This is a genomic window from Streptomyces sp. NPDC046557 (assembly GCF_040645975.1).
Lineage (GTDB): Bacteria > Actinomycetota > Actinomycetes > Streptomycetales > Streptomycetaceae > Streptomyces.
The window spans coordinates 97,633-119,319 of sequence record NZ_JBEYZH010000007.1 but is presented as its reverse complement, the minus strand read 5'-3'; the positions used below and the strand labels follow the sequence as shown (position 1 = coordinate 119,319).

Genomic DNA, 21,687 nt, shown 5'->3' with positions numbered 1-21,687 from the left:
ACGGGGCCGCTACACCGCCCAGAATCCTCCGCCGGAATTCGCCTGGATGTTCGCGTCCTGGTACTGGAGCCGTACCACGCGCACCTTTTCCGGGATTTCGAACACCACCCACCCTTCGGCCCGCTCCCCGACCTCCAGGGAATCGAAGACGAGCGGTTTGCCCGTGGTCAGCTCACCCGTGGGCACCACCGCGTGCCGCCCGCCGGCGCTGTCGTACGCCCACATGCGCCCGAGCGCCCCGTACGAAGCACCGCCCACGTTGACGAACGACATCGAGGCGCCCACCCAGCGCGTCCCGGCGGCCGGCGCGAAGTTCTTGTCGACGCTGACGGCCGGGTCCACGAACGCGTTCAGCACCACTTGGAGGTGGCGCCCCACCTGGCGCCCCCGCACCCGTACGGACTCACCCACATGAGCGTCCTTCGCGGCGCCGGGCGCGGCCTGCACGCCGGGTCCGGCCGGGTCCTCGCCGGCGCCGGGCGCCCCGTCGTCCACCCGGGCGGGCGCGCCCGCCGGGACCGGGGAGTCCCCCGCGGGCGCGCTCTGGCAGGCGGTGGCACCGAACAGCAGGCAGGGCAGGAGGGCGGCGACGACGAGGGCGGAAGCGGAGTGGCTGCGCATACGGGATCCCTTCGGGGATCTTCGGGGATGTATTCCGGCCAGTTTCACGCGCCCCGCCCGGAAATTGCACACACCGACACGAGCCCGCGCGACGCGTCGGCGCCCAACTGCCAGCACAATGCGTTCCGGCGGAATTCCGTCACCCACATCCACCTGGAGGAATGATGGCCCCGACCGGTCCCCGAACTGCCCTGATCGCGTTCTCCGCATTGGCCGCCGCAGCGGTATTCGCCGCCCCCGCCGCCGCCACCTCTTACCACAATTCTATTTCCGTACAGCCGTACGCCCACATCACTCCGGAGGGCACGATCACCCTTTCCGGGACGTACGTCTGCGACGACCCGTCACCCGCGGGGGCGGTTCAGTTGATGGCCGTGGTCGTCCAGGACTCCGTCCGCCTCGGCGCCAACGCGGACGAGGAGCCTGTCTGCGACGGCGCGGTGCACGAGTGGCAGAGCCACGCCAAGCTCGCCTGGACCCCGGACCTGCACGCCGGTGACGCGGGCGTCGAGGCACGGCTCCAGCGGGTCAACCGGGCCGGCGGCATCATGCCGAAGTCGGTCGACACGCTCGCGGAGGACGTACACGGCGCCGAGGTGGTCGACCACCGGTGACCGGGAACGCATCCCCGGGAGGCATAGCGCCGGCCGGTCCGGTAGCCGCCGCTACCGGACGGGGCCCCCGCGCCTTCCGCGACGCGCCGCGGGCCTCACGGGAGGGGCCGCCGCGCCTTCCGCGACGGCGCCGTCAGCGGCAGTGCGGCGCGACACCCGTCATCGACATGAACGCCACCGTCTGGCAGCCGGGGTCGGCGTGCGGGAGGCCGGTCGTCCAGTCCACGACCGCCGGAATCCCGGCCACCAGCAGGAGCAGGGCCAAGAAGGCGGTGGCGACCCGCCCGTTCAGGCGGCGCACGTCACGATCCCCACGTCACACGTCGGTTCCATGGCCGCATCATCACCCCGGACCCCGCCCACCACAACCCGTGACCTTTAGATCACAGTGCGCCACGCGGGACGCCCGTCGCCTCGAACTCGCACCAGACGGCCTTCCCCTCGCCCCGCGACTCCACCCCCCAGTGCGAGGCCAGGGCGTCCACCAGGAGCAGCCCGCGCCCGGTGGTGGCCGACTCCCCCGGCGTACGCCGGCGCGGCCACACGCTGGAGCGGTCCTTGACCCACAGACGGATCCGTCGGACCGGCTCGGGCAGCACCTCCATCGTCAGCACCGCACCGCCGTCGGTGTGCAGCAGGGCGTTGACCAGCAGCTCCCCCGCGGCCAACTCCACGTCGTCGGCGAGCTCGGGCATGCCCCAGTCGCGCAGCGCCTGCCTCAAGGCGTAGCGGGCCTCCGAGAGGCCTTCCGGGTCGGCCTGGTGGATGTACTGGTGGATTCGGGGTGCGCGGTGCGTGCCCGGGTCGGGGGCCCGTCGCAGCACCAGCAGGGCCACGTCGTCCCCGGAGCCCCAGCGTTCCCAGAGCCGGTCCGAGAGGTGGTCGGCGAGGGCGCCTGCGTCTTCGGGGCCGCTGCGCACCGCGTGGGCGAGCGCCTCCATGCCCTGGGTGATCGCGGTGCCGGGCTCCTCCACGAGTCCGTCGGTGCACAGCACGAGCGTCTCGCCGGGCACCAGGTCGAGGCGGGTCTCGGGGAACTCCTCCTGCTCGAACACGGAAGCCAATCCGAGCGGCAGGCCGCCGCGCACGTTCGGCCAGCCGGTACGGCCGTCCGTGTGCCGGATCAGCGGCCCGAGGTGGCCCGCGCGGACCGCCCGTACGCCTCCCGTCTCCAGGTCCACCTGCGCGTACATGCAGGTCGCGAAGCGTTCGGTGTCGAGTTCGGCGAGGAAGCGGGAGGCCCTGGCCAAGACGGTGGAGGGCGGGTGCCCCTCGCCCGCGTAGGCCCGCAGCGCGATCCGCAACTGGCCCATGATCGCCGCCGCGTGCGTGTCGTGGCCCTGTACGTCGCCCACGACGATGCCGACCCGGTCCCGGGGCAGCGCGATCACGTCGTACCAGTCCCCGCCGACCTCGCGCCCGCTCCAGGCCGAGTGGTAGCGCACGGCGATCTCCCCGCCGCTGATCTCGGGGATTCGGCGCGGCAGCATGGCGGCCTGGAGGCCGGTGGCGAACTCGCGCTCCTGGTCGAAGAGCAGGGCCCGTTGGAGCGACTGGGCCACGATGCCGGCCAGGCCCAGGCACAGGTTGCGTTCCTCGGGGCTGAACTCGCTGCGCCGGCGGTAGAACAGCACCAGCCCGCCGATCGCCTTGGCCTGCGCGATCAGCGGCAGGTAGGCGGCGGCGCCGTACGGGATCCGGTTCAGGTAGTCCGCGAGCAGCGGGAACTCGGCCGCGACCTCGGCCAGCGAGGTGGCGAACCGTGCCTGCCGGGTGACCACCGCGTGCGAGAGCGGCAGCGAACCGTCCAGCCGGGTGAACTGCCGTTCGCTGAGGATCTCCAGGCTCTCCCCGCTCAGCGCGATGATCTTGATGGCGTCGTTCTCGACCAGCCCCAGCGCCAGCCCGTCCGCGCCGAGCCGCTCCAGCGCGCCCGCGCCGGTCAGGCTCGCCGTCACGTCGTCGACGGTGACCGCCCGCGACAGGGCCTCCGTGGTGCGCTGCACGATGGTCGCCTGGTGGGCGCGGGCCGTCTCCAGCTTCCGCAGCACGGTCAGGTGGGCGAGTTCGGCCGTGGCGTCCCGGACGATCCCGATGATCCGCAGGGGCCTGCCGCCCGGATCGCGCAGGACCCGCCCCTGGGTGTGGGTCCACTGGTCGCGCCCGTCACGCCGGCGGACAGTGAAGTACGCGCCGTACGTCTCGTCCCCGCCGTCCAGGACGCCCTGCACGGTGTCCGCCAGGCGGGCGCTGTCATCGGCCGGGATCCGCAGCCCGAGGCCCTCCGGGGTGTCGTCGAACTCCTCCCGCTCCAGGTCGAAGACGGCCAGGCCGGGGTCGTCCAGCACCAACACCCCGGTGCCCAGGTTCCAGTCGAAACTGCCCATGCCGTTCAGGGCGAGCCGCTCCCCGGGGCCGGTCAGGGGCTCCCGTGCTTCCGGACCGTCCGGCCCGGGTCCGTCGGATCGCTCCGCCGCTGCCAAGAGACACACACCACCTAACGGCCTGGCCAGCACGGCTGGGAGATGAGCCGCTCCCACTCCTCGTCAGGATGCCCCGGAAGGGTCCGCCCGGCCTCTCGCCAGCGCGAGAGGAGGGACAGGTAGATCGTGTACGGCTCGCCGGCACCCGCGCCTGATCCGGGTCCCGGGCCCGGCCCCGGACCCCCCGGGCCCGAGCCGGGCGCCGGGCCCTTGACGGCGGCCCTCCCGGCCGGAGGCTGTTCCCCGCGGCTCGCCGGAATGCGTACCCAGCCACGGCCGCCGCCCTGTGCTCGCTCCGCGCCCATCACGACCCCTTCTCAGCGCACCGACGTCGCTCACCGCAGATACGTCTTGGGATACCCCGCGGTCGCCCGGTCGACCCGGGTACCACCGGAGGAGCCCGGCAACGGTCCCCGGCCGGCGAGGCGCCCCAGGACTCCCTTGACCAGTCTCCCCGCCGTGAAGCCGGCGCCGTGCACGAATCGCATGGAAGGGCCGAACGAGGGAGCGGTCAGCAGCCCGGCGAAGAAGAGGCCGGGCCACGACGACTCGAAGCGGGGGCCCAGCTCCGGCGTGCCACCGTCGCCCACGGTCGCCAGCGCGGCCCGCAGCCCCGCGTCGAGCAGCTCCAGCCGGCGCAGCTCCGGGGTGAAGCCGGTCGCGGCGATCACGTGCGCGACATCCAGGACGACGGACTCCCCGGCCGCCGTGGTCAGCCCCAGCCTCGTCCGCCCGCCGACCGCGACCGCCCGGTGCAGGTGGTGCCCGAGCAGTACGGGGACCCGCTGCTCGAAGCGGTCCCTCAGCCACCAGGCCCCGGCCGGCCCCAGCGCCGTGGCGGCGATCCGCTCCCGGGTCGCGGCCGGCAGCCTCCGTACCGCCCAGGGCAACTCCGACCACACCCAGCTGCGCCAGCCGGTGCCCAGCCCGCTGTGCGGGTCGCGCAGCGCCCGGGTCAGGGGCCGCTCCAGGGGCTGGGGGGCGGTGTTCCAGTTCAGCCGCGACCGCCGGGCCACCAGACACGGCCGGGCCCCCGCCTCGGCCAGCAGCGCGGCCGTCTCCAGGGCCGCCTGCCCGGCGCCGAGGACGGCCACCTCACGACCGGCGAACCGGCTCAGGTCGCGGTGGCCGCTGCTGTGCGAGTAGTGGCCCGGCGGGAGGTCGCGCAGCGCCGGGGGGAAGTTCACGAACGGCATCACGCCGACGGCGAGCGCGACCGTACGGGCGAGCCGCGGCGGGCCCTCCGCCGTCCTGACCACGAACCCGTCACCGCGCGGGGCCACCTCGGTGACGGTGACCTCCTCCACCTCGGGGCCGCCGGCGTGCCGGGCGAACCACAGCCCGTACTCGCTGAACGTGCCGATCGGCAGCGGGCTGCCGTGCTCGGCGGCCCGCCCGCGGGTGGCGCAGTAGTCGGCCAGGGTGTGCCGCCCCCCGGGCGCCGAAAGGTTGGACGACCAGGGCTCGGACTTCAGGTACATGCCCTGGGGCATGTGGTCCCGCCACGACGCCATGGGCCGTCCCAGGACCCGTACCCCGAGCCCGGCGGCCGCCGCGTGTGCGGCGATCGACAGCCCGTACGGTCCCGCGCCGACCACCACGAGATCGTCCATCCGCGTCATCGCTGTCCTTCCAGTCCCATGGGTACCCGGCCGCGCCTCGTGCGGGCGGCCCCTCGCCCCGGCCCCTGAACGCCCCGCGCGGCACGCCGGGCGGGGCGGGGGGCCGGACGGCTCACCGGTTCACCGGGTCACCGGGTCACCGGGTCACCGGGTCACCGGGTCACCGGGTCACCAGCTCATCCGGTTCCGCCGGGGCCTCCGGCGGCGGGGCGGGGTGGGCGGTCGGGCCGCCCGAGGCGGCCGGCGGCTGCTGCCGGCCGCGCTGGCGGGGGGCCCGGACCACGGCGCGGGCGGTGCGCCGACCCCGCGCGGGGACCGCGCGCAGCAGCCCCGCGCCCTTGTCCGCGCCCCGCCCGAGGAACGCGGCCAGCATCGCCAGGAACGGTCGCAGGTCGTCCGCGGCGAACCAGGCAGTTTCCACCCGGCCCCGCCCCGGACCCCGGCCCCGCGGCGGCGCCCCGGGGGCGGCCGGGCAGCCGGCCGCCGCGACCCGCGCCACGCCCGGGGCGAACGGCAGGCGCCGCCCCCGTACCGCCGCCAGCAGCGCGTAGTTCTCGGCGAGGAAGACCCGGCCGGGGCCGCCGGACGGCTCCGGTACCCGTTGCCCCGTCAGGTCCATGTACATCGCCTGGACCACGTCCAGTCCGTTCGCGTCCGTGAACAGCCGGAACTGCGCCCCGGGGCGCGGGTTGAAGTCCACCAGCCGGAAGCAGCCCCGCTCGTCGCGCCGGAAGTCGAGGTCGAGGATGCCCTGGTAGCCCAGCCGTTCGGCGAGCCGCAGCCCCGCCTCCTCCACCGCCGGGTCCGGCAGCCACCGCCCGACCGCCGTCAGTCCCGTCCGCACCGGCCAGGACAGTTCCTTGCGGCCCGAGCCGACCAGCAATGGCCGGCCGCCCCGGGTGAAGGCGCCGTGGAAGAACCAGTCCGTGTCCGTACCGGCGGGCAGGAACCGCTGGAGCAGCAGCCGGCTCCCCGCCTCCGTCGAGCGCTCGTACAGCCGCCGTGCCTCGGCGGCGCCGTGCACCAGGGTGGTGCTCCGCAGCCCCGCGCCCGCCGGCAGCAGCCAGGGCCGGCTCCACTTCGCCACCACCGGCAGGCCCAGCCGCCAGGCGGCCTCCGCCGCCTCGGCCCCGCTCGCCGGGATCACCGTCTCCGGGTGCGGGATGTCCCAGCGCGCGCACAGCCGGGACAGCTCCGCCTTGTCGGCCACCCGTGCCGGCAGGCCGTCGGGCTGATGGGGGATCCGGTAACGGCCCTTCAGCATCGGTGCGAGCCGGGCGACCGCGATGGCGCTCAGGTCGTCCATCGCGACCAGTACCGCCGGCCGCCCGATCCGCTCGGACACCCCGACGAGACACTCCAGCAACGCCTCCGGCGCCTCCGGGTCCAGCCCGCCCTCGGGCCCCGGGTGCGTGGCGCGCAGGTACCGCGAACGCCCCATGGGACCTCCCCCGGCCTCGACGACGGCATGGACCTCCACGCCCCTGCGGCCAAGGGATCTGACGGCGCCGAGGGTTCCGTGGTGGAACGGATTGCGATCGAGTCTGAGCAGAACAGCGGGCACATGGTTGGCGAACGCGTGCATGGCAGCGGTGTCTTTCACCTAGTCGGACCAAGCGGGAAGGGTACGCACCTGCGAATGGACTACTGATGGGTCATCGGACAGGCCATTCGTCGGATGTGATGTCTAACGTCGTTGGTGACCACACCGGTTCAGGAAGCTCGGGAGACGCCATGCGCAGACCACACCGCCGATTGGCGAGCACCTGCATCGGTACGGTCACGGCCGGGCTCCTCGCGTCCGGCGCCGCGCTGGCGGCGCCGGAACCGGGGCCGCCGGCCGGTTCCGGCTCCGGCTCCGACATCGCCATGGGTGCCTACCTCGACTACGGGCCGCCGGGGGTCGCCCGGATCCCGTACCTGTCGCGCTGGCTGGGCGGCAAGGAGATCCGCGTCGGGCACACCTATCTGCCCGGCGACCGGTGGGCCGGGATCGAGGGGTCCGTCGACTTCCTGGAGGACTGGGCCGAATGGCGCCAGGCCCGGGACGACCGGATGTTCGTCCTCAACGTGCCCATGCAGGCGCGCAACGAGGACCGGGTGTCCGACTGGCAGGTGGCCCGGCTGATCAGGGCGGGCGCGCGGGGCGACTACGACGGCCACTTCCGCAAGCTCGCCGAGCGGCTGGTGGAGCTGGGCCTTCCGGACACCGTCGTGGTGCTCGGATGGGAGATGAACGGCTCCACCTACACCCACCGCTGCGGTCCCGACCCGGAGAACTGGAAGGCGTACTGGAAGCGCGTCGTCAACGCGATGCGCGCCGTCCCCGGACAGAAGTTCAAGTTCGATTTCGCCCCGAACAGGGGTGCGGACGCGATCGGCTGGACCCGCTGCTACCCGGGTGACGACGTGGTCGACATCATCGGGATGGATTCGTACGACCAGTCCCCCGGCCGGACGTTCGACGACCAGGTCACCCAGCCGTACGGGCTCCAGCAGCACATCGACTTCGCGAAAGCACACGGCAAGCCCATCTCGTACCCGGAGTGGGGACTGTTCCGGCGCGGGGACAACCCCGAGTACGTACGGCGCATGCTCAAGTGGATCGAGCAGCACAAGCCGCTCTACCACACGATCACGGACTACTGCCCGCACGGCGTCTGGCAGTGCAAGGCGAACCCGCAGTCGGCCAAGGCGTTCCGCGCCGCACTGACCCCGCACGAGCCGGACCCGGCCACCCCGACGCCGGTCGTCCCCACGCCACCCGTGGTCCCGACGCCGCCGGCCGTCCCCACGCCACCCGTGGTCCCGACGCCGCCGGCCGTCCCCACGCCACCCGTGGTCCCGACGCCGCCGGTCGTCCCCACGCCACCCGTGGTCCCGACGCCCGACGCGACCACGCCGAAGCCGCCGAGCCCACAGGTGCCCTCGCCGACCCCCACGCCCACACCCACCCCGACGCCCACACCCACACCCAGTCCCGTCGTCCCCGCTCCGGAGGTCACTCCGGTGGTCCCGGCACCCGAGCCGTCGGCGTCCGAGACCCCGGCCCCACTGCCGAGCACACCGGATCCCACCCCGGCGAACCCCTCGGTCCCGCCGGTCGTCCCGTCCGACCCCGTCCCCGTCCCCTCTCCCACGCCCTCGCCCACGCCCTCCGGCGTCGTGCCGAGCCCGGCGGCCCCCGTGGTGCCGGTCGTTCCCGTGGCGCCCAACCCGAATCCGCCCGCCACCAACACCACCCAGTGGTGCGTGCCGATCAACTTCGGCGAGTGGCTCTCCAAACTGGTCGGCAACCAGGCCGTCTGTATCAAGATCGACTGGAGCAAGTACTCGCTCTGGCCGTTCTAGCCGCCCGCCCCGGCCCCGGCCGGGGCGCCGCCGGTACGGGCACGGGGGCGTACCTCCTGTCATCGCACCCGCAGTTCGTTCAGTCGCGCCCGCCAGTCCCTGGCGGCCGGCAGCGCCTCGCGCAACGCGTCCACCGCCCGCTCGCGCCCCGTCACCTGCGACTCGTGCAGCCGCAGCAGGGGCGCGAGCGCGTTGGTGGACAGCAGGAGCCGCTGGTTGACGACCGTCTCGGGCCGCCAGTGGTTCTTGTACGGCTCGTTTCCGCGCAGGAAGCTGACCACCGGACGGCCCTCGGCCAGGGCGCGGCCCGTCTCGTAACGCAACAGCAGGGTGGCGATGTCCACCTTCCGATCACGCAGGTCGGGGTCGGCCCCGTACAGGTAGCCGCCGCTCAGCGCCGCGGACAGCAGCGTGACGTTGGCGGCGACCACCTGCCCGTCCAGCCGGAACTCGGTCAGCCGGCCCTCGCCCGACCGGACCATCCGCCGGGTCGCCCGCGTGAGGTGCTCGGCGAAGCGCGGCTTGAGGTGTTCGGGGGTGACCCCGCGCCCGCGCCACTGCTTCTCGTGCAGCCGCAGCAGCGTCCGTACGGCCCCCGGGACCTCCTGTTCGGTGACCTCGTGCTCCTCGATCCCGGCGGCGTCGGTCTTGCGGAGCTTGGCCCGGACCCGCTGGGCACCGGACGCGGGCATGCGCTTGACGAGCTCGTCGAAGGGCAGCGTCGGCAACTCCATGCAGGTGGAGTCGGTCAGCTTGGCGCGGGCCCCGGTCCACGCCTCGAAGACGGCCTCGGCCGAAGCGCCGGGCCTGACCTCGCGCAGGTCCACCACGGCGCCGCGCGCGGCCCGGTGGAGGCCGTGGGCGAGCGCCGGGACGACCTGATCGGCGTGGTCCGGGTGCACGAGCACGTCGAAGTAGTCGGTGATCCCGCCGCCGAGCGGCACCAGCAGCGGCAGCGGCCGGTGTACGAGGGTCAGCGCGGCCGCCCCGACCAGCTCCTCGCCGCGTCGTACGAGGAGCAGCCGCAGTCGCCCCTCGCGGCCGTACGAGAGCCACCAGGAGTGCAGCCAGGCGTGGCTCTGGAAGGGGGTGGCGGTGGGGCAGGCGCGCAGGAGCCGGTTCCACTGCTCCTCCAGCGCGGCGAACTGCCGGGGATCGCGGCACAGCGTCACCGCCAGGGCCCCGGTGGAGCCCGAGGTCATCGCACGGACTCCTTCTCCTTGACCGGGGCGGGCTCGCCCTGCGCGGGCAGCGAGGCGTACTCCTCGACGACGGTCTCGGTGGTGGTCCCGGCAGCCTCGGCGGTGGTCTCTGCGGCGGCCTGGACGGCGGGCGTCACGCGGCGCCGCCGCGCGGGCTTGGCCAGCAGCCACAGCCCGCCGAGCAGCCCGCCGGCGCACAGACCGACGGCGCCGCTGACGGGCGCGGACGGCGAGGCGGGGTCGGCCGGGGCGACGGCCTGGTTGAACAGGATCAGTTGGACGCCGGTGTTCTTGGCAGCCTGATTGCTGCTCAGGGAGAGGGCGTCGGCGACGGCGTTGGCGATGTCGGCCGCCTCGGCGGGGCTCTTGGAGGTGCCGGTGATGGCGATCATCGGCGAGTCGGGCGAGGTCTCCGCGCGCACCTGCGTGCGCAGCTGCCGGGCGCCGATGCCGGCGCGGGGCTGGGCGTAGGCGAGGGTGGAGCTGCTGGTCGCGATGCGGCCGTACGCCTGCGCGAAGCCGAGTGCGGTGGCGGGCTCGGTGGTCTCGTTGGGCACGGCCACGACGTAACTGGTGGCGGCGTACTCGGGTGCCTTCAGCACCCCGTACGCCCCGCCCGCGGCCAGCCCCAGCAGCGCGCAGGCGGGCAACGGCCACCACGCGGGCGGGCGCGGGACCCGGACCCGGCGGCGGTGGTCGGACTTCTTCTGGTCGGCGGTGTCGGCCATGTGCGTGCTCGCTTCCTGAGTGGTGGGGACTTCCTTCGGCCCCCGGACGGGGACCCTTGCGGGAGGGCTGTTCACCCGACGTGACCGCCGGCCCGGTTGCCCTGGCCGGGCGCGGGACGGGATGCGGGTCCGCTGCCCTGGCCGGTAGCGCGGTCGGGCGCGGCTCCACCGCCCTGACCCGGGCTGGTGCGGCTGCTTACAGGTCCCAGGGCAGGACCACCGGTCCCGCCCGGGCCCGCCACAGCCCCGCTGCCCCGGCCGGGGCCGGTGCGGTTGCCCCGAGCGGGCGCGGAAACCGGGAGCTGTCCCGGCCCGACGCCACTGCCCTGGCCGGGCGGGGGAACCGGCGGCTGCCCCACACCGGGGCCGCCGCCCTGGCCGGGCGCGGGAAGTGGGGGCCGGGTGGGGTCCGCTCCGCTGCCCGGGCCCCCGGCAGCCTGGGGACCGGGCAGCCCCGGCGCACCCACGGTGTCCGTCGCCGCCCGCGGCATCGCCGGCCCGGCCGGCGACTCCGGCGCCGTGGGGGTCCCCGGATGGAGGACCGGGGCGGGGCCGCGGGGGGACAGGGCCGTCGCGTAGACGGCCAGGAGTTGCTCGGCGCTGCGCGCGATGTCGTAGCGCCGCACCACCGGTGGTACCGGCAGGCGGCGCGCCCCCGCCTCCATGTGCCCCCGCAGCGCCGCGACCAGTTCCTCCGTGCCCGTCCCGATCCGCCGCGCCCCCGGCGCCTGCCGGGCCGGGAGGTCGTCGATCGCCGGGCAGGTGACGTGCAGCACCGGCAGCCCCGCCGCCAGCGCCTCGACCACGGCCAGCCCGAACGCCTCCTCCCGCGACGGGGACACGAACACGTCCATCGCCGCCAGCAGCGCCGCGACCCCCGGGGTGCGCCCGTCCGAGCCGTCCCCCAGCGGATCCCGCTCGCCCAGCAGGTGGATCCGGCCCTGCGCCCCTAGTTCCCCGGCCAGCCGCCGCAGCGCGGGCCGCTCCGGGCCGTCCCCGGCCAGTACCAGGTGCGCCCCGGGCAGCGCGGCCACGGCCCGCACCAGTACGTCGAACCGCTTCCCCGGCACCAGCCGCCCGACCCCGCCCACCACGAACGCCCGCTCCGGCAGCCCGGTCCGGGCCCGCGTGGAGCGCCGTACGCCCTCGTCGAAGCGGAACCGGGCGGCCTCGATCCCGTTCGGTACGACGTGCACCCGCGCGGCGGGCACCCCCCAGCTCTCCAGCCGGGCCGCCACCGTCTCCGAGACGGCCACCGTCGCCGCGCCGAGCCGTTCACCGGCCAGGTACAGCGCCCGCACGCCGCCCGACAGCGGCCGGCCCTCGATCTCGGCCGCGCCCAGGGAGTGTTCGGTGGCCACGATCGCCCTGACGCCCGCGAGCCGGGCCGCGAGCCGCCCGTACAGGCAGGCCCGGTACAGGTGCGTGTGCACGAGGTCGTACCGGCCGCGCCGGATGAACCGGACCAGCTTCGGCAGCGCGGCCAGGTCCCGGTTGCCCTTCATGGCGAGGTGCACGACCCGTACCCCGTCGGCCCGCAGCCCCTCGGCCACCGAACCCGGGTTGGTCAGCGTCAGCACGTCGCACCGCATCGGCAGGTGCCGCAGCAGCAGCCGCAGTTGCTGCTCGGCGCCGCCCACGCCCAGTCCCGTGATGATGTGCAGCGCCTTCACCAGCGCACCCCGCGGACCAGTTGCCGGCCCTGGTGGCGCAGTTGCTTCACGCGCAGCCGGGCCCCGCCGTCGGCCTGGCTGACGTGGGTGCGCGGCATGGCGTGCCGGCCCGCGAGCCGGCCGGGGTCGATGGCGCACGCGTACCCGTACCCGGCGGCCTCCGTCGCCTCCACGACCCGGGCGTCGAGGTGCCCGTACGGGTAGCAGAACCCCTCGGGCAGGGTCCCGGTCAGCTCGCGGATCAGCTCCCGGCTGCCGCGCAGTTCCTGCTGGAGCACATCGTCGGACGCGACGGTGAGGTCCTGGTGCAGCAGTCCGTGGGAGCCGATCTCCTGGCCGGACGCGGCGACTTCGCGGATGCCTTCGGCGGTGAGCAGCGGCTTGCGCGGTCCGAGCGGGTCCCACACGTTTTCGACGCCGAGCCGCCCGGGGAGCACGAACAGGGTGGAGGTGCAGTCGTGGCGGCGCAACAGGGGCAGCGCCCGGGTGAGGAAGTCGGTGTACCCGTCGTCGAAGGTGAGCCCGACGAGCCCGGCGTCGCGCCCGGCGGCGCGGGCCCGGAGCAGTTCGCCGACGGACACCCCGCGCAGGCCGCGGGAGCGCAGCCAGCGCAGTTGGGCCTCCAGGGCGCGCGGCGTGACGGTGATCCCGTACGGGTCCTCGGCGGGGTCGGTGAACTCGGCGACGGAGTGGTACATGAGGACCCACGGCGACGCGGTCCGGCGGGTGGGTACCACCGAGGCGAGGGGCGCGGTGTCGGTGTCGGTGTCAGCGGGCATGACGGAACCTCTGGGTGAGCTGGGAGGTGAGCTGGCTGATCTGTTCGGGCAGGGCGGTGATCTCCACGGCTCGCATGGCCATCCCGGTGGCCCCGAACATGGCGGGGACGAGCAGGCAGCCGAGCGCGGCGCTGAGCAGCGGGTCGGGGATCATCGGTCCGGCGATCCACCCGGTGCCGCAGGCCGCGAAGGCGGCGACGGCGAGCCGGCCGATGCTGACGGCGACCCGGCGGACCTGGATGGGGACGATCCGGGAGCCGAGTCCGGTGAGGAGGAGTACGGCGGTGGCGGTGATGCCGGCGGCGTTGGCGGCGGCGATGCCGTAGGTGCCCCACCAGCCGACGGCGAAGGCACCGGCCACGATGTTGACGAGGAGCCCGGCGCCCATCGCGAGGGCGGGGAACCAGGTGGGCCGGTCGGTCGAGAAGAAGGGCCTGCTCAGCGCCCCGACGAGGCAGTGGCCCAGCAACCCGAGGCCGTAGACGCGCATCACGGAGGCGGTGGCCTGGGTGTCGTGGTGGGTGAACGCCCCGCGCTCGAAGAGGACCTGGATGATCTGGGGCGCGTACCCGATGACGAGGGCGGTGCCCATGAGGACGGCGAGCGAGGCGAGCGCCAGGTCCTGTTCCACGCGCCGGCGGGCCTTCTCACGCTCGCCGCCGGCCATGGCCTGGGCGACGACGGGGAAGGTGACGGTACAGATCATCAGGGAGAGCACCATCGGCGTCTGCGCGACCTTCTGCGCGTAGTTGAGGTGCGAGATGGCGCCGGGCGGCAGGGAGGCGGCGAGGAAGCGTTCGACGAGCACCTGGGACTGGCGGAACACGGCGAAGAAGATGACCGGGGCGATCAGCCCGAAGGCGATCAGCGTCGGCCGGTCCCGGTCGCGTTGGTCGCGGGTGGCCGCCTTGGCGCGGGCCGTCGCTCTGACGCGGACGGCCGCTTTGACGCGGTGGGGGCCGAAGCCCACGTTACGGATGAACGCGGGCAGTTGGACCAGGACCATCAGCGCACCGCCGACGGCGACTCCGGCTGCCGCCGCGCGCACCCCCCAGACGGCGTGCAGCACCACCATCGTGCCGATGATGCCGACGTTGTACGAGACGTAGATCGCGGCGGGTGGCAGGAACGAGCGGTGCGCGCGCAGCGCGGCGCTGAAGTACCCGGCGACACCGAAGGTGAGCACCGTGAGGGCGGTCATCCGGGTGCACTGGACGGCGAGTTCGGGGTCCGGCAGACCGGGTGCGAGTACGCCCACGACGAGCGGCGCGGCGAGGACGAGTACGGAGGCCACGGCGGCCAGGAACACGGCGAGGCGGGGCAGGGTGGCTCCGACGAGCAGCCGTACGGGGTCCTGGCTGCGGGCCTCCTTGCGGGTGAGCCCGGCCCGGCTGGCGGCGCGCCGGGCCAGTGCGTGGCTGAACGCGGGCACCATCAGCAGCGCCATGGCGTCCTCGATGAGCAGCGTGGAGGCCATCTCGGGGACGGTCCAGGCGATGAGGAAGGCGTCGCTGTCGTGGCCGGCGCCGAAGAGGTGCGCGATGGTCTGGTCACGTACGAGGCCGAAGACCGCGCCCGCCGCGGTGAGCCCGGCGGTGACGGCGGCCGCCTTGGCGAGGAACCGCCCCAGCGGGGCCGGTCCGTTCCGGCCGCGCCGCGCTTCGCGGTCATCGGCCCCCACGCCCGCCGGTCCCATCGGACCGTTCCGGTCCGCGCCGGCCACCGCCGCGCCGGGCCCCTCCGCACCCGGTGCCGCCCTGTCCGGGCCGGGCCCCGCCGCCGGCCCGGCAGCCGACCCGGCAGCCCGCTCGTCGGGCGCCGTCCGCTCGGAAGCCGTCGGTTCGGGGCTGCCGGAGCGGGGCAGCCGGACGCGCTCCCCGGGCGGCCCGGCGGAGGACGGGGCCGCCGGGGGCGTCGGCTTCGGCGGACGGCCCGCGGCCGCGGCGAGGTCGGTCGCCGCGGCCACGGGCCGCCACGGCGTCGTGTCGGTCACCGGCCGGCCGGCCCCTCGGGGCCGGGCCGGGCCGGGGGCACGGCGGCGACACCTCCGGTCGCGGACGGCAGGGCCCACCACGCGGCGAGCCCGATGATCACTCCGGTCAGCACGGTCGACGGCCCCCCGATGTCGGCGTAGAGGAAGTCGGTCAGCTGCCACACGAGCAGCCCGACCGCGATCAGCCCGCAGTCGCGCAGGTCGCGTTCGCCGCCGGCCGCGTACCGGCGCAGGCCCGCGACCAGCAGCACGGCCCAGCCGCCCGCCAGCGCGGTCAGCCCGATCAGTCCCTGCTCGCTCAACACCAGCAGGTACATGTTGTGCGGGGAGAGCAACGGCTGCTTGACGAACGCCTGGCCGGCGCCCGCCGTGTCACTGCCCGAGGACAGCGCCAGCGAGGAGTGGCCGTCCCGGTTGGCGGGGAAGCCCTTCAGGCCCACCCCGGCGGCCGGCCGTTCCCGCCACATCGACTCGGCGGCGGCCCACATCGTGTACCGGTCGGTGACCGACTGGTCGGGGGCGTCGGAGACCTGGGTGATCGAGGTCAGCCGCTCGGTGACCATCTGGGAGCCGACCCCGAACCCGCCCACCAACACCACGCCGACCGCCGCAAGCGCCACGACGACCTTGAGCGCCCGCCGGATCCCGGCCGCCACCATCACCAGGACCGCCGCGCCGACCGTCGCGATCCAGGCGCCCCGGCTGAACGACAGCACCAGCGGCAGCGTCAGGGCCGCCGCGCAGCCGGCCGCGATCCGCCGGACCCGGACCGGCAGCCCGGGCGCGAGGGCGGCGGCGGTCGCCACGACCAGCCCGTACGCGACGACCGTGGCCATGCCCATGACGTCGCCCGGCCCGAAGGTGCCCACCGCCCGGATGTCCGCGCCCTGGTAGGAGGCGCCGGTGTGGGTGACGAACTGGACGACGCCCAAGGCGCCTTGGACCAGCGCCAGGACCACGAAGCACCCGGCGGCCAGCCGGAACTCCCCCGCGTCCCGCACCAGCAGCACGATCGCCGCCGGCACCAGCACGAAGACCTGGAGGTAGCGCACGAAGCCGGGCAGCGCCGCGTACGGGTCCCCGGCCGTCACCGTCGCCACCGCGAGCCCCACCGCGGGTACCCCGAGGACGAAGGCGCCCAACGGGCTCAGCGGCCGCACCCGGCCCTGGAGGGCCCGCAGCGCGCAGACGGCCACCAGCAACAGCGAGGCGGCGTCGGCCGGCCCGACCTTGCCGGAGGTGCTCGCGTCGCCGGCGGGCAGCGGGGCGAGCAGCAGCAGGACGGTCGCGGCGAGCGGCAGCAGCGGCCAGTGCCGGCGCAACAGCCGGCGGCCGTACGGGTGGCCGGGGTACGGGCGGCCCCGGGGACGGGAGTTCGATAGGGCGAGGGTCATGCTCAGCTGCCTCCCAGCCGGAAACGGAAGAAGGAGGCCGCGGTCCGGGCCAGGATCCACAGGTCCTGCCACAGCGACCAGGTGTCGATGTAGTGGTTGTCGAAGCGGGCCCGGTCCTCGATGGAGGTGTCCCCCCGCAGGCCGTTGATCTGCGCGAGCCCCGTGATCCCGACCGGCATCCGATGGCGGGCCTCGTATCCGGGGTGCAGGGTGCTGAACTTCGCGACGAAGAAGGGCCGCTCGGGACGGGGCCCGACCAGGCTCATGTCGCCCCGGACGACGTTCCACAGTTGTGGCAGCTCGTCCAGCGAGGACTTGCGCAGGAAGGAGCCGATCGGGCTCATCCGGCGGTCCCCGGCGACGGTCCACCGGGTGGCGGACTCGTGTGCGTCGGCGCTCAGGGTGCGGAACTTCAGCAGGGTGAAGGGTCGCCCGTACAGGCCGACGCGTTCCTGGCGGAAGATCACCCCGGGCCCGTCGGAGAGCCGTACGGCCAGCGCGCAGGCGCCCATCACGGGCGCGGCGGCCAGCAGCGCGACCGCGGCGAGGGAAGAGTCGATGACTCGCTTCGCGTACCGCTCCAGCGGCCGGGCGGGGCGCGGGAGCAGCGGCTGTACGGCGTGTCCCCAGAGCTGGTCGGCGGGCTCCGGCACGCGCATGCCGGTGACCTTCGCGGTCCCGGCGGGATCGGCGAGCCAGAGTCGGCAGCCGTGGTCGTGGAAGAGCCGGACCAGCGAGGCGGTGCGCTCGTCGGCCTCGGGCGGCCGGGTGAACACCGCGTGTCGCACGGAGTTCTGGATGACGGCGCGCCGGACGTCCTCGTGCGTGGACAGGATCGGCAGCGGGCCGCTCTCGGCGTCGGGCGCGGATCCGGTGTCGGCGATCCCGACCGGCCGCAGCCCGTATTCGCGCCGCCCGTGCAGGGCGGCGGCGACGGCGCTCGCGCCCTCGCCGCGCCCGACGACCAGCGCGGAGCAGGGTCTGCGGACGGCTGCCCGGCGGCGGAGCTGGTTGACCAGCCCCCGGCCCGCGCAGGCCAGTACGGTCTGCACGCACAGGGCGCTCAGCAGCGCCTCCCAGCCGAGCGCCTGCCCCGGCCGGACGGCGGCCAGGACGGCGGCGGCGCCGCACCACAGCACCGCGGCCCGCCCGGCCAGTGCGGGCAGTTCGCGCAGCGCGGACGGCGCGAGCCGGGGCCGGTAGAGCCCGGCCTGCGCGTGCAGCGCGGTGACCAGGACGGCGAGGGGGACCGCGAGTCCACCGGTGGTTCCCAGACCGGGTACGGACGTCGCGGTGAGTACGGCGGCCAGCGCGTCGGCGGTCAGCAGCGGGAGGTTGCCGTCGCGGCGCCGGGCCCGCTGCGGCCGGACGGCGGGCCGGGCCTGCTCGGCCTTGGGCCGGCGCGGGGGGTGGATGGCGGTCACGGTACGGCGGACGGCGGTGGTGCCGCCGGCGGGCCCCGTGCCGCTCTGCCCGGTGTGCCGGGCGGGTGCGCTGTCCATCGTCATCGGCTGATGCGCTCCATGTTCGAGGGCTTGGGGGTCCCCCCGGTCGAGCCGGGGGGCGAGTCCCCCCGGCGGGGCGAGGGGGCGGGCCTGCCCAGCAGTTCGTGGTAAAGACCGGTGACCGCGTCCGTGGTCCGCCGCACGTCGAACTCGGTCCGGGCGTGTTGCCTGGCCTGCTCCCCCAGTTCGGTGAGCAGCCTCGGTTCGGCGAGCAGCCGTCCCAGGGCCTTGGCCAGCGCCGTCGGGTCCTCCGGAGGCACCAGGCACAGCCGTCCCTGGCCGGGCGGCAGACTTTCCCGGGCACCGCTGACGTCGGAAACCAGGACCGGGCGGCCACAGGCCATGGCTTCGAGCGGGGCGAGCGCCATTCCTTCCCACCGCGACGGCAGTACAACGATGTCGGCGGCCCGAAGCCACGGTCGGATGTCGGCGGCGGCTCCCGCGAGGTGCACGCCGGACGGCGCGGCGCGGCGCAGTGCCTCGCCGTCGGGGCCGTCGCCGACCAGGACCAGCCGGGCGTCCGGGACTGTTCCCAGCACCTCCGGCCAGGCGCGGAGCAGGATGTCCTGTCCCTTCTGCGGGCAGAGCCGTCCGACGCAGACGGCCAGCGGCCCGTCGCCCCGGAAGGCGGCGGGCAGCGGCAGTTCGGCGCGCGCGCCGGCCCGGTCCTCGTCGCGGACGCCGCGGCCGGGGTGGAAGTGGGACAGGTCCACGCCGTTGCGGATCACCGACCAGTGGGCGGTGACGCCCTCCGACTCCCCTGCCCGGCGTTCCGATTCGCTGACGCAGAGCACCCGGTCGGCCCAGCGTGCCCCGAACCGCTCCCAGCGCAGCGCGAGCGCGGCGGTGGCGCCGCCGACGGCGTCGAAGGACCAGGCGTGGGGCTGGAAGACGGTGGGCAGGGAGCCGCGTACGGCGAGCCGACCGGCGAGGCCGGCCTTGGCGCTGTGGGCGTGCAGCAGGTCGGGGCGGACGCCGCGGACGAGCCGTAGGGCGCCGAGGACTTCGGCGGGCAGGGCCGGTCCGGGGGAGCGTCCCGCGTGCCAGGTGTGGACCTCGGCCCCGGCGTCGCGGGCCGCCTCGCCGAGCCGTCCGCCGTCGGGGCAGCCGACGACGACGCGCAGCCCGGCGGCGGACTGGGCCCGGACGAGGTCGGTGACGACCCGGGCTACCCCGCCGTCGACGGGCTGGACCAGGTGGAGGACGGTGAACGGCCCGGTGACCGTCTCGGAGGGTGGGTGCGGGGACTGTGCTGTCGGACGATGTGTCGGCACGTGGAGTGGTCTCCTGCGTTCAGCGGCGCGCGTCTGTCTGAACGAAGAGCACACCGAGGAATTGACCCTGGCTTTCGCCCGTGAACGTGAAGTTCAGACTGCGGGCGCCACCGGACAGGGCGGGGCTCAGATCGAACACGTCCGCGTCGTATCCGAGATTATTCATATATTCGGGCTGCCGCACGAACGATTGCCCGAATTCGGTGATGGTGGAATTCATGACGTCGTTGAAAGGGTTTTCCGAGTCGCTGATGCTGACCCGGCGGCCACTGTCGGCGGTCACCGTGAGCGAGTCCCCGAGGTTGCCCCGGTCGCCGTCGTACGCGACCACCCCGATCCGGCCCGCGGACCCCGCCGGCGCGTTCAGCCCGGCCAGCTCCACCGTCTGCGCGGCCGCCTGGCCCGCCCCGGCCGCCAGCCCCTCGAAGCCGTCCCACAGCGAGACCCGCCGCAGTGGTTCCTGTGGTTGTTCGTACGCGGCGACGAGGGTCCAGCCGCCCCAGGCACCCGCTTCCGAGCGGCCCATGGCGATGTTCAGCTGGGCGACCGTCCACATCCCGGTACCGCCCTTGCGCACCAGCGGGGTGACGTCGGCCGACGCCTGGTAGGCGTCGCTCGCCGCGTCGGTGCGGTGCCCGACCACGGTGTCGGCCAGCACCTCCTTGTAGGCGCCGCCCGGCTCGGCGACCAGCACCCGACCGCTGTCCTCCGGCGGCTTCTGCTCGCCCACGCGCAGGTTCCCGCCCCAGTACAGCCGCGCGTACGAGACCTTCGCCCCCTGCGGGATCTTGAGCTCCGCACGGGTCGAGTTGTAGGTGTCGGGGTCCTTGTCGACCTCCGTGTAGAACATGTCGTAGTCGCCGTTGACCCCGCTCGCGCCGCGCCTCACCTCGGGGCACGGCTCGGCCTGCGGAGCTTCCTCCTTGCGACAGGTGATCGAGGAGTTGGAGGCCCGGACGAGACCGCCGTGCTGCACGGCCTGGTAGCGCTGGACGAACGGGACGCGGGGCAGCTCCCTGAACGCGGACGCCGTCGCCGGGGCGGTCGCGGCGATCGCGCCGGCCGCGGGAACGTACGTCGAAAAGACGAGGCAGGACAGAAGACCGAGTGCGCCGAGGATTCTTCGGGGGGAACCCATGACCCTGCCTCCTATTTTCGACCAAGGGAGCAAAACAGGAGTGAATTTTGTCAGAACCCAGGACTGAAATCACGCGGGACTCGCTCGTACGGCCTTTTGGGCGATAACACGCACCCTCGGTGCCGGCGGGTCGTTATGCGGGTGCACCATTGTTCGAACCCGAAGAGGAAACGGGCGCACACGTGCCGCCCCGGCATCCACCGCGGCGCCGCCCCCGACCCCCTGGTTCGACACCCCCGCGTCAACGTCCGACGTCAACCGTGATGTCCGAAACTTCGGCATCCGGGTGAAGACACGCAACCCGAGCCGGGACCGCGCCGTTGATCCGGGTGCTCCAAGTAACGGGCAATCCTGCAAAAAAGGGACGACAATGATCAAGAAGTTTGCGGCCGGCGCAGCGGTTGCCGCCTCCGTCGTGGGTCTTGGTGCCGCCATGGCGCCGCAGGCGATGGCCATCGGCAACGACAACGGCATCAACACCGTCAACGGCAACGGCGCCTCGCAGATTTACGGCAACCAGGCGACCTACGGCACCATGAGCCCGCAGATGGCGCTGATCCAGGGCTCCTTCAACAAGCCCTGCATCGCCCTGCCGGCCAAGGCCAACGTGCAGTCGATCCTCGCCCTGCTCAACGTGGGCATCCAGGACATCAACGTCCTGTCCAACCCGCAGAACCAGCAGTGCACCGAGAACTCCACCCAGGCCAAGGGCGACGAGGCGCTCTCGCACATCCTGGACAACATCCCGATCCTCTCCGGCAACGCCTCCGCCGGCAGCTGATCGCACCCCGCGTCGGGGACGGGGCCGCCGCACCTTCGGGTCGCGGCGGCCCCGCCGCATATGGGGCCCGATATCGCACGGGCCCGGTCCTGGGCTCCCGACTCATCCGTCCTGATAATTCGGGAGACGGACGGCGGGCACCGGGCGGCGGCGCATCGGGGTGAAATAAACACTCCCTCCGAAAAATCCCCGGTTTCTTTTTACGAAGCCACTCGTTATTGGTATCGCAGTGGATACGCCTCTGCAGGAAGGATCGAAAACAAATGACGTACAAGAAGGCAGTGGTGCTGGCCGCCGGCGTTCTGATGGCCGCCGGTGCCGCCGCTCCCGCCATGGCCGACGCGAGTGCCGAAGGCGCGGCCGTGGGGTCCCCCGGCGTCCTGTCGGGCAACCTGGTCCAGGTCCCCGTGCACATCCCGGTCAACGTCTGCGGCAACACCGTCAACATCATCGCGCTGCTGAACCCCACGTTCGGCAACGTCTGCGTCAACGACTGACGGAGTGCGCGCGCCCGCAAGGGCACACCTCC

Annotated in this window: 17 protein-coding genes and 1 pseudogene; 4 read left to right on the top strand and 14 right to left on the bottom strand. The window is 74.0% G+C overall.

Going from position 1 to position 21,687, the window contains the following annotated elements; all coding sequences use genetic code 11:
- Positions 1-9 precede the first annotated feature (9 nt).
- A complete protein-coding gene (locus ABZ934_RS16540; protein ID WP_361313136.1) occupies positions 10-621 on the bottom strand; it encodes a hypothetical protein in 612 nt (203 codons plus the stop codon).
- A 161-nt stretch (positions 622-782) separates the two neighbouring features.
- Between ABZ934_RS16540 and ABZ934_RS16535 the strand changes: the two genes are divergently transcribed.
- On the top strand, positions 783-1,235 hold the full coding sequence (locus tag ABZ934_RS16535) for a DUF6299 family protein (protein WP_361313134.1): 453 nt from the start codon (positions 783-785) through the stop codon (positions 1,233-1,235).
- A 133-nt stretch (positions 1,236-1,368) separates the two neighbouring features.
- Here the strand turns inward: ABZ934_RS16535 and ABZ934_RS16530 are convergent, their stop codons facing one another.
- From ABZ934_RS16530 to ABZ934_RS16515, 4 genes are all read right to left on the bottom strand, one after another.
- The gene (locus tag ABZ934_RS16530; protein WP_361313133.1) at positions 1,369-1,536 is read right to left on the bottom strand and encodes a hypothetical protein; all 168 of its coding nucleotides are present in this window, start codon (positions 1,534-1,536) and stop codon (positions 1,369-1,371) included.
- An 82-nt stretch (positions 1,537-1,618) separates the two neighbouring features.
- Positions 1,619-3,658 carry a SpoIIE family protein phosphatase gene (locus tag ABZ934_RS16525; RefSeq protein WP_361313341.1) on the bottom strand — a complete coding sequence of 680 codons (2,040 nt, stop codon included), beginning with the start codon at positions 3,656-3,658 and terminating at the stop codon, positions 1,619-1,621.
- Positions 3,659-4,053: 395 nt separating this feature from the next.
- Complete coding sequence (locus ABZ934_RS16520) at positions 4,054-5,331, bottom strand: NAD(P)-binding domain-containing protein (protein WP_361313338.1); 1,278 nt, start codon at positions 5,329-5,331, stop codon at positions 4,054-4,056.
- A 169-nt stretch (positions 5,332-5,500) separates the two neighbouring features.
- Positions 5,501-6,925 carry an ATP-grasp domain-containing protein gene (locus tag ABZ934_RS16515; RefSeq protein WP_361313131.1) on the bottom strand — a complete coding sequence of 475 codons (1,425 nt, stop codon included), beginning with the start codon at positions 6,923-6,925 and terminating at the stop codon, positions 5,501-5,503.
- A 149-nt stretch (positions 6,926-7,074) separates the two neighbouring features.
- On the opposite strand from ABZ934_RS16515, the gene ABZ934_RS16510 reads away from it, so the two are divergent.
- The gene (locus ABZ934_RS16510) at positions 7,075-8,691 is read left to right on the top strand and encodes a glycosyl hydrolase (protein WP_361313130.1); all 1,617 of its coding nucleotides are present in this window, start codon (positions 7,075-7,077) and stop codon (positions 8,689-8,691) included.
- Between the two features lie 59 nt (positions 8,692-8,750).
- On the opposite strand, the gene ABZ934_RS16505 is transcribed toward ABZ934_RS16510, so the two are convergent.
- From ABZ934_RS16505 to ABZ934_RS16465, 9 genes and pseudogenes are all read right to left on the bottom strand, one after another.
- Positions 8,751-9,893 (bottom strand): GNAT family N-acetyltransferase, encoded by a 1,143-nt coding sequence (locus ABZ934_RS16505; RefSeq protein WP_361313129.1) that lies wholly within the window; start codon positions 9,891-9,893, stop codon positions 8,751-8,753.
- Complete coding sequence (locus tag ABZ934_RS16500; RefSeq protein ID WP_361313127.1) at positions 9,890-10,621, bottom strand: lipopolysaccharide biosynthesis protein; 732 nt, start codon at positions 10,619-10,621, stop codon at positions 9,890-9,892. Before ABZ934_RS16500 ends, ABZ934_RS16505 begins: the two co-directional genes overlap by 4 nt.
- 563 nt (positions 10,622-11,184) lie before the next feature.
- Positions 11,185-12,294: pseudogene (locus tag ABZ934_RS16495) on the bottom strand (glycosyltransferase); the annotation flags it as partial.
- A complete protein-coding gene (locus ABZ934_RS16490) occupies positions 12,291-13,073 on the bottom strand; it encodes a polysaccharide deacetylase family protein (RefSeq protein ID WP_361313126.1) in 783 nt (260 codons plus the stop codon). The pseudogene ABZ934_RS16495 and the gene ABZ934_RS16490, both read right to left, overlap by 4 nt.
- On the bottom strand, positions 13,063-15,066 hold the full coding sequence (locus ABZ934_RS16485; RefSeq protein ID WP_361313125.1) for a lipid II flippase MurJ: 2,004 nt from the start codon (positions 15,064-15,066) through the stop codon (positions 13,063-13,065). Before ABZ934_RS16485 ends, ABZ934_RS16490 begins: the two co-directional genes overlap by 11 nt.
- Positions 15,063-16,388 carry an O-antigen ligase family protein gene (locus tag ABZ934_RS16480; RefSeq protein WP_361313335.1) on the bottom strand — a complete coding sequence of 442 codons (1,326 nt, stop codon included), beginning with the start codon at positions 16,386-16,388 and terminating at the stop codon, positions 15,063-15,065. The genes ABZ934_RS16485 and ABZ934_RS16480 overlap by 4 nt, the downstream gene beginning before the upstream one ends.
- Positions 16,389-16,462: 74 nt before the next feature.
- Entirely contained in the window at positions 16,463-17,962 is a 1,500-nt protein-coding gene (locus tag ABZ934_RS16475) for a sugar transferase (RefSeq protein ID WP_361313332.1), read from the bottom strand.
- A gap of 2 nt (positions 17,963-17,964) precedes the next feature.
- Entirely contained in the window at positions 17,965-19,161 is a 1,197-nt protein-coding gene (locus ABZ934_RS16470) for a glycosyltransferase (RefSeq protein ID WP_361313330.1), read from the bottom strand.
- Between the two features lie 97 nt (positions 19,162-19,258).
- Positions 19,259-20,377, bottom strand: a complete 1,119-nt coding sequence (locus tag ABZ934_RS16465; RefSeq protein ID WP_361313124.1) for a DUF3344 domain-containing protein — start codon at positions 20,375-20,377, stop codon at positions 19,259-19,261.
- A gap of 370 nt (positions 20,378-20,747) precedes the next feature.
- Between ABZ934_RS16465 and ABZ934_RS16460 the strand changes: the two genes are divergently transcribed.
- Positions 20,748-21,158 carry a rodlin gene (locus ABZ934_RS16460; RefSeq protein WP_361313122.1) on the top strand — a complete coding sequence of 137 codons (411 nt, stop codon included), beginning with the start codon at positions 20,748-20,750 and terminating at the stop codon, positions 21,156-21,158.
- Positions 21,159-21,421: 263 nt separating this feature from the next.
- Entirely contained in the window at positions 21,422-21,655 is a 234-nt protein-coding gene (locus ABZ934_RS16455; protein ID WP_361313120.1) for a chaplin, read from the top strand.
- The last annotated feature ends 32 nt before the right edge of the window (positions 21,656-21,687 follow it).